Source organism: uncultured Mailhella sp., assembly GCF_905187505.1.
Lineage (GTDB): Bacteria > Desulfobacterota > Desulfovibrionia > Desulfovibrionales > Desulfovibrionaceae > Mailhella.
In genome coordinates this window covers 1-12,947 of record NZ_CAJJIC010000016.1, presented here as the reverse complement: position 1 = coordinate 12,947, position 12,947 = coordinate 1, and the positions used below count along the sequence as shown (strand labels likewise).

The following is a 12,947-nucleotide window of genomic DNA, read 5'->3' as shown; positions in this document are numbered from 1 at the left end:
CCCTTCCGTTTGCCGTGCTCTGCTTCGCTTTTCCGCAACGTTCCGGGACCACAAAACGCAACCTTTTTCCTGTCCCAAAAAACTCTGCGGCTAGCGGGCAAGATCCCGCAGCGCATCCCCGGCCATTCTGTACACCGTCCAGTCCTTCATGGCCTCCGCGCCAAGGGAAAGATAAAAATCGATGCTCGGCCTGTTCCAGTCGAGGCACCACCATTCCAGACGGCCGCAGCCGCGTTCCACGGCAAGGGAGGCGAGCTTCTTCAGCAGTGCCTTCCCGTATCCTCTGCCGCGGCATTCCGGCCGGACGTACAGATCCTCCAGATAGATGCCCGCCCTTCCGAGAAACGTAGAAAAATTATGGAAGAACAGGGCGAAGCCGACTTCCCTGTCGTTTTCAAGGACAAAGAGGACTTCCGCCTTCTTCCGGTCAAAAATCCATTCTTCCAGGGTCGCCTCATCCGCGACGACTTCGTGCCTCAGATGCTCATAATCCGCAAGTTCCCTGATGAACTGCAAAATCAGGGCGGTATCCTTTCGTTCCGCAAATCTGAAAATGAATTCCACGACGCGTTTCCTCCCTGCCCGTACGGGGCATATCTTGATATGACACAAATTTTCCGCCAAGGACAGTCATCCCGACGCCTCCGCACGCCGCACTCCTTTCCTCTTGTCCGCAGCACTCAATCTATCCTCCGGCGCGTGCGCTTCCCCGCTCCCTTTTTCGATGTCCGCTCGTGAAAAAAGACGCTTTATCTGCGAAATCATAAACTTTTTTCAGCAATATCCGTCCGTGCGCTTGACCTGTGCCGAGGCCCGTGCTAGATTGTTCCTGAATTTAAAAACAGCACGAGCTGTTTTGCCAAAGCGCATAGAGACCGGCATGGACTTGGTTGAAGGAACCGGGAGAGATCACCCTTGCAGGGTGGAGCCGAAGGGGCCGCAAGAACTCTCAGGCAAAAGGACCGGTTTTGGACAAACTCTGGAAAGCAGGCATGCACCCATGAGGCAATCCGCGCGGCGGAGAATCTTTCAGGTTGGTAACAGAGGCACAGAGGACGAAGAGATTCGTCTGCTGTGCCTCTTTTTTTATTTCGTTTTTTGTTTTTGCAGGAGAAGGTTCCATGGAACTGAAAACCCCTCTTTACGACGTGCACGTTGAGCAAGGCGGAAAGATGGTCCCCTTTGCGGGCTATCTGCTTCCCGTGCAGTATGCAAGCGGCGTCATCAAGGAACACATGGCCGTGCGTCAGGCGGCCGGTCTGTTCGACGTGTCCCACATGGGAGAAATACTCTTCACCGGTCCCACGGCGCTCGACACGCTGAACCACCTGCTCACCAACGACTTCACCAGCATGCCCGCGGGCAAGGTGCGCTACAGCGTCATGTGCAACGACAAGGGCGGCGTCATCGACGATCTTGTGGTATACAAGTTCTCCGACGAGGAATATCTCGTCGTGGTCAACGCCGCCAACCGGCACAAGGACTACTCCCACATGGCCGCCAATCTTCTGCCCGGAACGAAGGCCGAGGACATTTCCGACTCCGTGGCGCAGCTCGCCCTTCAGGGACCCGCCGCCCCGGCCGTTCTCTCAAAGCTCGTCGCCGCGGACAAGCTGCCTCAGAAGTACTACACCGCCGTGCGCGACGTGGACATTGCCGGCATGAAATGCATGGTCTCCCGCACAGGCTACACGGGAGAGCTCGGCTATGAAATCTACACCGCGCCCGAAAATGCCGTAAAGCTCTGGAAGACGCTGCTCGAAGCCGGGAAGGATGACGGACTCATCCCCTGCGGACTCGGCGCGCGCGACACGCTGCGCCTTGAAGCCGCCATGCCCCTGTACGGTCACGAGATGGACGAGACCATCACGCCCTTTGAGGCCGGACTCGACTTCGGCGTGAAGATGAACAAGCCCGACTTCATCGGCAGGGCCGCGCTCGAAGCTGCGGGCAGGCCTTCGCGCGTACGCGTGGGGCTTGAAATCACGGGACGCGGCATCGCCCGCGAGCATCAGCCCGTGTTCATCGGGGATACGCAGATCGGCACGACCACCTCGGGCACGCACTGCCCCGCCGTGGGCAAGGCTCTTGCCATGGCGCTCGTGGACGTTTCGCACAGCGAGCCCGGAACGCAGGTGGAAGTGGACGTTCGCGGCCGCCGCGTCGGCGCCGTCATCGTGCCGCTTCCCTTCTATCACCGCTAGGAGCCGCAGAACGGGCCTGCGCGCCTTCCGCCCCGGCCCGCCTCTGCCCAAAGGCCACATTTCCCTGCGAACCTCTATCACTCATTCTGGAGGATACCATGTCCAACATTCCCGCCGAACTCCAATACACCTCTTCTCATGAATGGATAAAGAACGAGGACGGTCTCTCCGTCATCGGCCTCACCGACTTCGCCCAGAGCTCTCTCGGCGACATCGTGTTCATCGACCTTCCCCAGGAAGGCGACGCCGTCACCATGGGCGAATCCTTTGCCGACGTGGAATCCGTGAAGGCCGTCTCAGGCGTGTTCAGCCCGGTTTCCGGCACCGTGGCCGCCGTGAACAGCGCGCTCATCGACAATCCCGCCCTGCTCAATGAAAACCCCTACGACGCCTGGCTCATCAAGGTCTCGGACGTCACCAAGACCGGCGTGCTGCTGGATGCCGCCGCCTATGAGGCCGTGTGCAAGTCCGAGGAGGCCTAGGCATGGGCAGCTACATTCCCTCCACGGCCGAAGAACGGAAGGCCATGCTGGAGTATCTCGGACTCGGTTCCATGGACGAGCTGTTCGCCGTCGTTCCCGAGTCCGTGCGCGTACGCTCCCTTAACCTTCCCGAAGGCCTGAGCGAAATGGAAGTGTCCCGCACCATGCGCGGCCTTGCGGACAGGAACGTCCGCTTCCGCAGCGTGTTCCGGGGCGCCGGCGCGTACCGTCACTACATTCCCGCCGTGGTGAAGACCGTCACCTCCCGCGAGGAATTCGTCACGGCCTACACGCCCTATCAGGCGGAAATCAGTCAGGGCGTTCTCCAGTCCATCTTCGAGTATCAGACGCAGATCTGCGAACTCACCGGCATGGACGTGTCCAACGCCTCGGTGTACGACGGGGCCGTGGCCGCGGCCGAAGCCGTGCTCATGTGCCTTGAGCGCCGCAAAACCGGTGTCATTCTCGCCGGAACCGCCGATCCGCAGACCATCACCACCGTACAGACCTACTGCGAGAGCCGCAGCGTGCCCGTCACGGTGCTGCCCGTGAAGAACGGCGCCACGGACCCGGCCGACCTTGCCGCCGCGCTCTCCGACTCCTCGGCATGCCTCTACGTGCAGAGCCCAAACTACTACGGCGTGCTTGAAGACATGGACGCGCTCATTGCCGCCGCCCACGGCGCCGGAGCCCGCGTGGTCATGGGTGCAAATCCCATTTCCCTGGGGCTTCTGAAAACGCCCGGAGAATACGGAGCCGACATCGCCACGGGCGAAGGCCAGCCTCTCGGCATGCCTCTCGGCTTCGGCGGTCCGTACCTCGGCTTCATGGCCTGCAGAAAGGAGCTCATGCGCCGACTGCCCGGCCGCATCGTAGGCGAAACGCAGGATCACGAGGGACGCCGCTGCTTCGTGCTCACCCTTCAGGCCCGCGAGCAGCACATACGCCGCGAAAAGGCATCGTCCAACATCTGCTCAAACGAAGCGCTCTGCGCCATGACCGCCTCGGTATACCTTGCGGCCATGGGCCCGCAGGGACTTCGTCGAGTGGCGGAAAACTGCGCGGCCCACGCGCATTATCTGGCCTCGGAACTGTCCCGCATTCCCGGCTTCTCCCTGCGTCATGAAGGCAGGGAATTCTTCCATGAATTTCTCACGAACTGCCCCGTGGACCCGGAGACGCTCTGCGCAAAGCTGGCCGAGAAGGGCATACTCGGCGGTCTTCCCGTGGAAGGCGGCATTCTGTGGTGCTGCACCGAGCTTTGCACCAGGGGCGACATGGATGAACTCATTACCGCCATCCGGGAGGTGTGCGCACAATGAAACTTCTGTTTGAAAGAAGCCGTCCCGGTCGCCAGGAATGCCTGATTCCCGCCTGCGACGTGCCTGCGGCGTCGTTTTCTCCTTCCGTGCTGCGCGCATCCGCGCCGCGTCTGCCGGAGATTTCGGAAATAGACCTCGGACGGCATTACACCGAACTTGCCTTGCAGACCCACGGCGTGAACAAGGGCTTCTACCCCCTGGGCTCCTGCACCATGAAGTACAACCCCAGGATCAATGAAGAAATGGCTGCGCTTCCGGGCTTTGCGGACATCCATCCGCTTCAGCCCGCAGAAAGCGCCCAGGGCTGCCTTGAAGTGCTCTTCGATGCCGAAAGGCTGCTCTGCGAGATCACCGGCATGGACGGCATGACCTTCCAGCCCGCCGCCGGCGCGCACGGCGAATATACCGGTCTTCTGCTCATCCGCCATTACCATCAGTCAAGGGGCGACGCCGCCCGCACAAAAATCATCGTGCCCGACTCCGCCCACGGCACCAACCCCGCATCGGCGACCATGGCGGGCTTCACCGTGGTGTCCGTGCCTTCCAACGAGAAGGGAGGCGTGGACCTCGAGGCCCTCAGGAAGGCCGTGGGACCGGACACCGCCGGTCTCATGCTCACCAACCCCAACACGCTGGGGCTCTTCGACGAGAACATCCTCGAGATCACGCGCATCATCCATGAAGCGGGAGGCCTCTGCTACTACGACGGCGCCAACCTGAACGCCGTCATGGGACACGCCCGTCCCGGCGACATGGGCTTCGACTGCGTGCATCTCAACCTGCACAAGACCTTCTCCACGCCTCACGGCGGTGGCGGTCCCGGCAGCGGCCCCGTGGGCTGCAAGGCCTTTCTCGAGCCTTTCCTGCCCTCCCCCCGCGTATGCAGAAAGGAAGACGGCTCCTTCGGCTTCGCCACGCCCGAGCACACCATGGGGCGCGTGCGCAGCTTCTACGGCAACTTTCTCGTGGTGGTGCGCGCCCTCACCTACATCCTCACCCTGGGACGCAAGGGCATTCCGGAAGCTTCGGCCATGGCCGTGCTCAATGCCAACTACCTCATGAAGAAGCTCTCCGGCCACTACGACATGGCCTACGACACCCTGTGCATGCACGAGTTCGTCATGACGCTGGAAAAGCTCAAGAATGAAACCGGCGTCTCCGCCATGGACGTGGCCAAGTCGCTGCTTGACTACGGCATCCATCCGCCGACCATGTACTTCCCGCTCATCGTGCACGAAGCCCTCATGGTGGAGCCCACGGAAACCGAAAGTCCCGAAACGCTGGACAATGCGGCCGAAGCGCTTCTTGCCATTCTCGACAAGGCAAAGACCGACCCTGCCTACCTGCACGGCGCGCCGCACCGCTGCCCCATCGGACGGCCCGACGAAGTGCGTGCGGCCCGCACCCCCGTGCTGCGCTACGACTTCGAGACCGCAAAGGAAGAATAACCCCTCGAACCCCGGCCGCCCTGCGGCCGGACTCTGAGGCGACGTGCCGGAACATCTTCGGTACGCCGCCTCTTTTTTTCTGAAAAAACGGGAGGTTCACCTCTTTCTCCTCCTGCCTTATGCTCAGGCATGAACGCTCTCCGCCTGAAAAGCCGCATCCCCCAGCGCTTCTCTCCGTCCCGACACTTGCGAAACGGCACGAAAACGGCTAAATTATTCTTTTCCTCCTCCTTCAATACGATGAAGCGAACGCCATGAGCAGCAGTCAGACGGCCCTGCCCGAACATTTCCGCAGAACGATGTCCGCCGGACGGATGCGCCACGCCGCGGCGCGCCGCATGCCGGGGCGTTCTGTCGCGGCCATTTTCCTTCGCTTCTGCGGGGAGATCGCGCATGCCGTCCCGGCCGGTCTGCCGTGGCGCTTCCGTCCGAAAAACACGGCCTTCTGCGCTCTCGCCCGCATCCGAAAGGGGAGAACCATATTCCGCACGGCAACAAGGGGCAGCCTTCCTGCAAAGGACAAAGCTGCCCTTTTCCGTTCCTTTTGCACGGAAGCAGCCCGGCCGCGCCCGTGCTGTTCCCCGGCCTCTTCCGGGAAGAAAAGGCGGTCGTGCCCCTGTTCCGGCTTCCGGCACGGACGGCCTTCAGCCGGGCCGGACAACGGATTTTTGAAATTTCAGGCGGATGCCGCCGTACAGAACGGCATACCGACAGACCCCATGAACCTTTCCACACCTCTTTCGCATAAGGAGCGAAACCTATGGGAGGATTTTTCGGAGCCATCTCCAGACAGGACTGCGTGCTGGACATCTTCTTCGGCGTGGACTACCACTCGCATCTCGGCACGCGCCGGGGCGGCATGGCCATATACGACCGCAAGCAGGGCTTCCAGAAGCAGATTCACGACATTGAGAACACTCCGTTCCGCACCAAGTTTGAAAAGGACCTTGCCGGCTTCCACGGCTGCGCGGGCATAGGCTGCATAAGCGACATCGACCCCCAGCCGCTTCTGGTTCGTTCCCATCTCGGACTGTATGCCATCTGCACCGTGGGCATCATCAACAATGCCGAACGCCTGGTGCGCGACTACTTCTCCAGCCGCGGTCATCAGTTCATGGCCACAAGCTCCGGCAAGGTCAATCCCACGGAACTCGTGGCCGCGCTCATCAATCAGGAAGACGACATCGTTTCGGGCATCCGTCACGCGCAGGACGCCATTGAAGGGTCCATGACCATTCTGCTGCTTACGGAAGATGCCATCATCACGGCCAGAGACAGAATGGGCCGACTGCCCGTGCACATCGGGAAAAGCGCTCTCGGCCACAGCGTGTCCTTCGAGTCCTTCGCCTACCACAAGCTCGGCTACGAGGACGCCTATGAGCTCGGCCCGAGCGAAATCGTGCGCATCACGGCCGACGGCTACGAGACGCTTTCTCCGGCGGGATCGTGCATGAAGATATGCGCCTTTCTCTGGACGTACTACGGCTACCCCAACTCCAACTATGAAGGCGTGAACGTCGAGCTCATGCGCTACCGCAACGGCGAAATCATGGCTCGCGACGAAATGGCCCGCGGCACGCTGCCGGCGGTGGATCATGTGGCCGGCGTGCCCGATTCCGGCACGCCCCACGCCATAGGCTACGCCAACCACTGCAAACTGCCCTTCGCCCGGCCCTTCGTGAAGTACACGCCCACCTGGCCGCGCTCCTTCATGCCCGCCAATCAGGCCGTGCGCAATCAGGTGGCCAAGATGAAGCAGATTCCCGTTCCCGAGCTCATCCAGGGCAAGAAGCTCCTCTTCGTGGACGACTCCATCGTGCGCGGCACGCAGCTTCGGGAAACCGTGGACTTCCTCTTTGAATCCGGAGCAGGCGAAGTGCACATGCGCTCCGCCTGTCCGCCCATCATGTACAGCTGCAAATATCTCAACTTCTCCCGGGGCAACTCCGACATGGATCTGCTGGCCCGGCGCATCATCCAGGAGCTGGAAGGCGACGAGGGACAGCGTCACCTCGAAGAATACGCCGACTCCTCCACTGCGCGGGGCAAGAGCCTGCTTGACGCCATCTGCCGCAAGATGGGCTTCGACTCGCTCGGCTATCAGTCCCTTGAAGGGCTCATCGAGGCCATAGGCATCGACAGGGAGAAAATCTGCACCTACTGCTGGAACGGCAAAGGATAACACACCATGAACAATTCCCATTCCGCGTCCTACGCTGCCGCCGGCGTCAACATCGAGGCCGGCTACGAAGGCGTGCGCCTCATGAAGCGTCATGTCGAGCGCACCATCATCCCCGGCGTCGTCTCCGATCTCGGAGGCTTCGGCGGTCTCTTTGAACCCGACACCACGGGCATGAACCGTCCCGTGCTCGTGTCCGGCACCGACGGCGTGGGCACCAAGCAGCGCATCGCCCAGCTCATGGACAAGCACGACACCGTGGGCATCGACTGCGTGGCCATGTGCGTGAACGACATCGTCTGCTGCGGTGCAAAGCCCCTGTTCTTCCTCGACTACATCGCCATAGGCAAAAACGATCCCGAAAAGGTGGCCACCCTCGTTTCCGGCGTGGCCGAGGGCTGCGTGCAGGCCGGTTGTGCCCTCATCGGCGGTGAAACGGCCGAGCATCCCGGCGTGATGGATGCCGACGACTACGATCTCGCGGGCTTTTCCGTGGGCATGGTGGACCGCGAAAAGGTCATAAGCTCCTCGTCCATGCGTGAGGGCGACGTCATTCTCGCCCTGCCCTCCTCCGGCATTCACTCCAACGGCTACTCGCTCGTGCGCAAGGTGTTCGACGTGGAGCACGGAGACCTGTCCAGATATTGCGACGATCTCGGCCAGACCCTCGGCGAGGCGCTGCTTACGCCGACCATCATCTACGTGAAGCCCGTGCTCGCCGCCATTGCCGCGGCTCATGTGCACGGCATAAGCCACATCACGGGCGGCGGCTTCTACGAAAACTTGCCCCGCTGCGTGCCCGACGGCCTTTGCGCCAGAATCGAAAAGGCCGCCGTAAAAATTCCCGCCATCTTCCCCATGCTCCAGAAAGCCGGCAACATTCCCGAACGCGACATGTTCAACACCTACAACATGGGCGTGGGCATGACCGTCATCGTGTCCCGCGACACGGCCGACAAGGCTCTGGATGCTCTGAAGGCCGAAGGCTGCAACGCCTACGTTCTCGGCGAAATCACTGCCGGCGAGGAAAAGGTCGTCCTCGCCTGATGGCTGCCGCGTCCGCAGAATGCGGGCGCGGCTCCTTCTTATGCACATATGCGGCAATGCCCTGCCGCAGAAGGATATCAAATGGTACGACGCATCTATGTAGAGAAAAAGCCCGCCCTGAGGCATGAAGCAGGAGCGCTTCTCGTCGAACTGCGCACGCTGCTGGGCATCTCTTCCCTTGCCGGTCTGCGGCTCGTCAACCGCTACGACGTGGAAGGGCTGGACGAAGACGTGTTTCAACGCGCGGTGAAGACCGTCTTTTCCGAACCTCAGGTGGACGATGCCTTCGAGCATCTTCCCGAAGGCGACCATACGCCCTTTGCCGTGGAATATCTGCCCGGACAGTTCGACCAGCGCGCCGACTCCGCCAGCCAGTGCATACAGCTCATGACTCAGGGAGAGCGTCCCGCCGTGCGCACGGCGCGCGTGTTTCTGCTGTCGGGCGATCTTTCGGAAGACGACGTGGAAAAAATCAAGCGCTACCTCATCAACCCCGTGGAAGCGCGTGAAGCCTCCCTCGAGCCCGTGGACACCCTGCGCGTGGAATGCGATCATCCCACGAGCGTGAGCACCGTGGAGGGCTTTACAACGCTGGACGAGGCCGGACTTTCCGCGCTTCTCGACTCTCTCGGCCTTGCCATGGATCTTGACGACCTCAAGTTTCTTCAGGCCCATTTCCGCGACGACGAAAAACGCGATCCCACCATCACCGAAGTGCGCGTGGTGGATACCTACTGGTCCGATCACTGCCGGCACACGACCTTTTCCACGCACATCGATTCCGTGGAAATTCTGGACGACAAGACTCTTGAGGCCTACAGGCGCTATCTTGCCGCCCGCGTGGAAGTGTACGGAGAAGAAAAGGCCGCCGCACGTCCGCAGACTCTCATGGACATGGCCACCATCGCGACCAAGACGCTGAAAAAGCGCGGGCTGCTCGGCAACATGGACCAGAGCGAAGAGATCAACGCCTGCTCCATCCATGTGACCGCCACCGTGGACGGGGAAAAGCAGGACTGGCTGCTCATGTTCAAGAACGAGACCCACAACCACCCCACGGAAATCGAGCCCTTCGGCGGCGCGGCCACCTGCATAGGCGGCTGCATACGAGATCCGCTCTCCGGCCGCGCCTACGTCTATCAGGCCATGCGCGTCACCGGCTGCGGCGATCCGCGCACGCCCGTTGCCGAAACCATTCCCGGAAAGCTCCCCCAGCGCAAGCTGGCCCAGACGGCCGCCGCTGGCTATTCCTCCTACGGCAACCAGATAGGCCTTGCCACGGGCATGGTTTCCGAAGTCTATCATCCCGGTTACGTGGCCAAGCATCTGGAAGTGGGCGCCGTGGTGGCCGCGGCTCCTGCCGAAAACGTGGTGCGCGAGCGCCCCGCTCCCGGCGATGTGGTCATCCTTCTCGGCGGACGCACCGGCCGCGACGGCATAGGCGGCGCCACGGGCTCATCCAAGAGCCACAACCGCAAGTCCCTTGTCACCATGGCCTCGGAAGTGCAGAAGGGCAACGCACCCGAAGAGCGCAAGATCCAGCGCCTGTTCCGCAACGGCGACGTGACCCGTCTTGTGAAGCGCTGCAACGACTTCGGCGCGGGCGGCGTGTCCGTGGCCATAGGCGAACTTGCCCCCGGCCTTGAAATCAGCCTCGACGCCGTGCGCAAGAAGTACGAAGGTCTCGACGGCACGGAACTCGCCATTTCCGAATCCCAGGAACGCATGGCCTGCGTGGTCTCCGCCGAAAACGCCGCAGCCTTCATCGCCGCCGCGGAAAGGGAAAATCTGGAAGCCTATCAGGTGGCCGTGGTCACCGAAAGTCCGCGCATGGTCATGAACTGGCAGGGCCGCACCATCGTCGATCTGTCCCGTGCCTTCCTCGACACCAACGGCGCGTCCAAGCATACCCGCGTATGCGTGGAGGCCAAAGACCGTTCCGCCATGGACGCCCCGGCGGCAAAAAGCCTGCGGGAAACGGCCAAAAGCCTGAAATGCGCCTCGCGCCGCGGCCTTGCCGAACGCTTCGACTCCACCATTGGCGCGGGCTCCGTGCTCATGCCCTTCGGCGGCATTCGTCAGCGCACGCCCGCTCAGGCCATGGCCGCCCTGCTGCCCGTGCTTCCCGGTCATGAAACAAAGGACTGCTCCGTCATGGCCTGGGGATTCGATGCCGACCAGATGAGCGTGGATCCCTACGAGGGCGCCTACCGCTCCGTGATCACCTCCGTGGCCCGTCTTGCGGCCGCCGGATGCGACTACAAGAAGGCCTATCTCTCCCTTCAGGAATACTTTGAAAAGCTGCGCGACGACCCGAAGCGCTGGGGCAAGCCCTTTGCCGCGCTTCTCGGCGCGCTGGACGCCCAGCTGGGCCTCGAAGTCGCGGCCATAGGCGGCAAGGACTCCATGTCCGGTTCCTTCCTCGACATGGACGTTCCTCCCACCCTCATTTCCTTCGCCATTGCTCCGGCAAAAACCGACGACGTGCTTTCTCCCGAATTCAAGGAAGCCGGACACCCCGTCTGCCTCTTCGCTCCGAAGGATGAGAGCGCCGCAGCCGTCAAGGCCTGCTGGGACGAGTTCGCCGCCCTGCACGCGCAGGGCAAGGTGAAGGCAGCCTGGGCCGTGGAAAACAGTCTTGCCGAAGCCGTCATGAACATGTCCTTCGGCAACGGCATCGGCTTTGCCTCCTGCGCGGATGCCGACTGGTATGTTCCCATGCCCGGCGCCCTTGTGGCGGAGCTCACCGAAGAAGCAGGCGTTCGCCTCGGCACGACCACGAAGGAGCCTGCCGTGACTCTCGGCAGCGATTCCGCCTCCATCGACGAGCTCATGGCCCTGAATGAAGGCGTGCTCGAAGATATCTATCCCAACCGCACGAAGAAAGACGAGGCTCCCGTTCCGCTCATACGCTCGGAGAAGGAACCCTCAGCCGTGCCCCGCGTGGGTGCGGCAAGGCCCCGCGTGGTCATTCCCGTATTCCCTGGCACCAACTGCGAATACGACAGCGCCCGCGCCGTCATGCGTGCAGGCCTCGAACCCGAGATCATCGTGCTGCGCAACCAGTCCGCCGCCGAAGTCTCGGAATCGGCCGCACGCTTCGCCAAAGCCGTGCGCGAAAGCCAGATCATCTTCGTGCCCGGCGGCTTCTCCGGCGGCGACGAGCCCGAAGGCTCCGGCAAGTTCATCACCGCATTCTTCCGCAACCCTGAAGTCACCGACGCCACCATGGACCTGCTCAAGCAGCGCGACGGCCTCATGCTCGGCATCTGCAACGGCTTCCAGGCTCTCATCAAGCTCGGCCTCGTGCCTTACGGCGAAATCATCGACACCGACGCCGCCTGCCCTACCCTCACCTTCAACGTCATAGGACGCCACCAGTCGAAAATCGTGCGCACGCGCGTCTGCTCACGACTCTCCCCGTGGCTGAAAAGAGCAGGGACGGACGACATCGTCTCCGTGCCGGTGTCCCACGGCGAGGGACGCTTCCTGTGCAGCCCCGAACTTCTTGAAAAGCTCGCGGCAAACGGTCAGATAGCCACCCAGTACGTGGATCTCGACGGCAATCCTACCATGGACGTGGACTTCAACCCCAACGGCTCCGCCTGGGCCATCGAGGGCATCACCTCCCCCGACGGCCGCGTGCTCGGCAAAATGGGCCACTCGGAACGTACCGGCGCAACGCTCTATAAAAACGTGCCCGGCAACTACGACCTCCATCTCTTCGAATCCGCCAGGGACTACTTCGCCCTGTAAAAAGGCAGAAAAGAGGAAGGACAGAAAAGGCATGCGGGGGGAACATTTCCCCCCGCGCCCCTTGTTTCGCCTTGCGGCTGCGCCGCGCGGCGGGCATCGTACGGGCATGGAAGGCCGAGCCTCGACAAGCCGGGAAAAGCATGCGCGCAATGCCAAGCCCGGAAGTCTCGGCGGTCGCTGTTCGGACTGCCATCTCAGGGCAGGCGTGCGCGGCTGCGCCCTCCTGCCTTCGTCGCCGACCGATGTCCCCGCTCTGCGGGCACATCGGTGTTGATGGAATCATTTCCAGATTTTTAAGAAAAGAGCGGACCCAAAATTCGGGAAAGCCTTCGCTGGCCGCAACCTTTCCCCCAGGGGAGCGAAGCATATCACTGAGCGGACAAGACTCACACCGCAAAAGCGTGTCCTCCATCATCGAAGGGCACGCTTTTTTCATGCCGATGAGGAGCGGACCTCCGTCCCTCTGAGTAAAAACGTTCCGCCTTTTTTCTCTCTTCTGCCGTTTCCAC

Annotated in this window: 8 protein-coding genes and 1 riboswitch; of the genes, 7 read left to right on the top strand and 1 reads right to left on the bottom strand. The window is 61.8% G+C overall.

The features are described from left to right. Nucleotides 1-90 precede the first annotated feature (90 nt). Nucleotides 91-564: a GNAT family N-acetyltransferase gene (locus QZZ60_RS03175; RefSeq protein WP_295637698.1), complete on the bottom strand. Its 474-nt coding sequence runs from the start codon at nucleotides 562-564 to the stop codon at nucleotides 91-93. 326 nt (nucleotides 565-890) lie between these two features. After that, nucleotides 891-975: riboswitch (glycine riboswitch) on the top strand. A gap of 146 nt (nucleotides 976-1,121) precedes the next feature. Between QZZ60_RS03175 and gcvT the strand changes: the two genes are divergently transcribed. The 7 genes from gcvT (at nucleotide 1,122) to QZZ60_RS03140 (ending at nucleotide 12,438) form a co-directional block, all read left to right on the top strand. Then, the gene (gcvT, locus tag QZZ60_RS03170) at nucleotides 1,122-2,204 is read left to right on the top strand and encodes a glycine cleavage system aminomethyltransferase GcvT (protein WP_295637695.1); all 1,083 of its coding nucleotides are present in this window, start codon (nucleotides 1,122-1,124) and stop codon (nucleotides 2,202-2,204) included. 98 nt (nucleotides 2,205-2,302) lie between these two features. Beyond that, nucleotides 2,303-2,686, top strand: coding sequence for a glycine cleavage system protein GcvH (gene gcvH, locus QZZ60_RS03165; protein ID WP_295637692.1), 384 nt, complete (start codon nucleotides 2,303-2,305; stop codon nucleotides 2,684-2,686). A gap of 2 nt (nucleotides 2,687-2,688) precedes the next feature. Continuing rightward, nucleotides 2,689-4,008 (top strand): aminomethyl-transferring glycine dehydrogenase subunit GcvPA, encoded by a 1,320-nt coding sequence (gcvPA, locus tag QZZ60_RS03160; protein WP_295637689.1) that lies wholly within the window; start codon nucleotides 2,689-2,691, stop codon nucleotides 4,006-4,008. Continuing rightward, nucleotides 4,005-5,456: an aminomethyl-transferring glycine dehydrogenase subunit GcvPB gene (gene gcvPB / locus QZZ60_RS03155; protein ID WP_295637686.1), complete on the top strand. Its 1,452-nt coding sequence runs from the start codon at nucleotides 4,005-4,007 to the stop codon at nucleotides 5,454-5,456. The genes gcvPA and gcvPB overlap by 4 nt, the downstream gene beginning before the upstream one ends. A gap of 760 nt (nucleotides 5,457-6,216) precedes the next feature. Next, on the top strand, nucleotides 6,217-7,638 hold the full coding sequence (locus QZZ60_RS03150) for an amidophosphoribosyltransferase (protein ID WP_295637684.1): 1,422 nt from the start codon (nucleotides 6,217-6,219) through the stop codon (nucleotides 7,636-7,638). Between the two features lie 6 nt (nucleotides 7,639-7,644). Further along, nucleotides 7,645-8,682 (top strand): phosphoribosylformylglycinamidine cyclo-ligase, encoded by a 1,038-nt coding sequence (purM, locus tag QZZ60_RS03145; protein WP_295637681.1) that lies wholly within the window; start codon nucleotides 7,645-7,647, stop codon nucleotides 8,680-8,682. An 81-nt stretch (nucleotides 8,683-8,763) separates the two neighbouring features. After that, nucleotides 8,764-12,438, top strand: coding sequence for a phosphoribosylformylglycinamidine synthase (locus QZZ60_RS03140; RefSeq protein ID WP_295637678.1), 3,675 nt, complete (start codon nucleotides 8,764-8,766; stop codon nucleotides 12,436-12,438). Nucleotides 12,439-12,947: the final 509 nt, after the last annotated feature.

Coding starts and splice junctions, on each gene's coding strand:
- gcvT (WP_295637695.1), top strand. CDS start 1,122: ATGGAACTGAAAACCCCTCTTTACGACGTGCACGTTGAGCAAGGCGGA.
- gcvH (WP_295637692.1), top strand. CDS start 2,303: ATGTCCAACATTCCCGCCGAACTCCAATACACCTCTTCTCATGAATGG.
- gcvPA (WP_295637689.1), top strand. CDS start 2,689: ATGGGCAGCTACATTCCCTCCACGGCCGAAGAACGGAAGGCCATGCTG.
- gcvPB (WP_295637686.1), top strand. CDS start 4,005: ATGAAACTTCTGTTTGAAAGAAGCCGTCCCGGTCGCCAGGAATGCCTG.
- QZZ60_RS03150 (WP_295637684.1), top strand. CDS start 6,217: ATGGGAGGATTTTTCGGAGCCATCTCCAGACAGGACTGCGTGCTGGAC.
- purM (WP_295637681.1), top strand. CDS start 7,645: ATGAACAATTCCCATTCCGCGTCCTACGCTGCCGCCGGCGTCAACATC.
- QZZ60_RS03140 (WP_295637678.1), top strand. CDS start 8,764: ATGGTACGACGCATCTATGTAGAGAAAAAGCCCGCCCTGAGGCATGAA.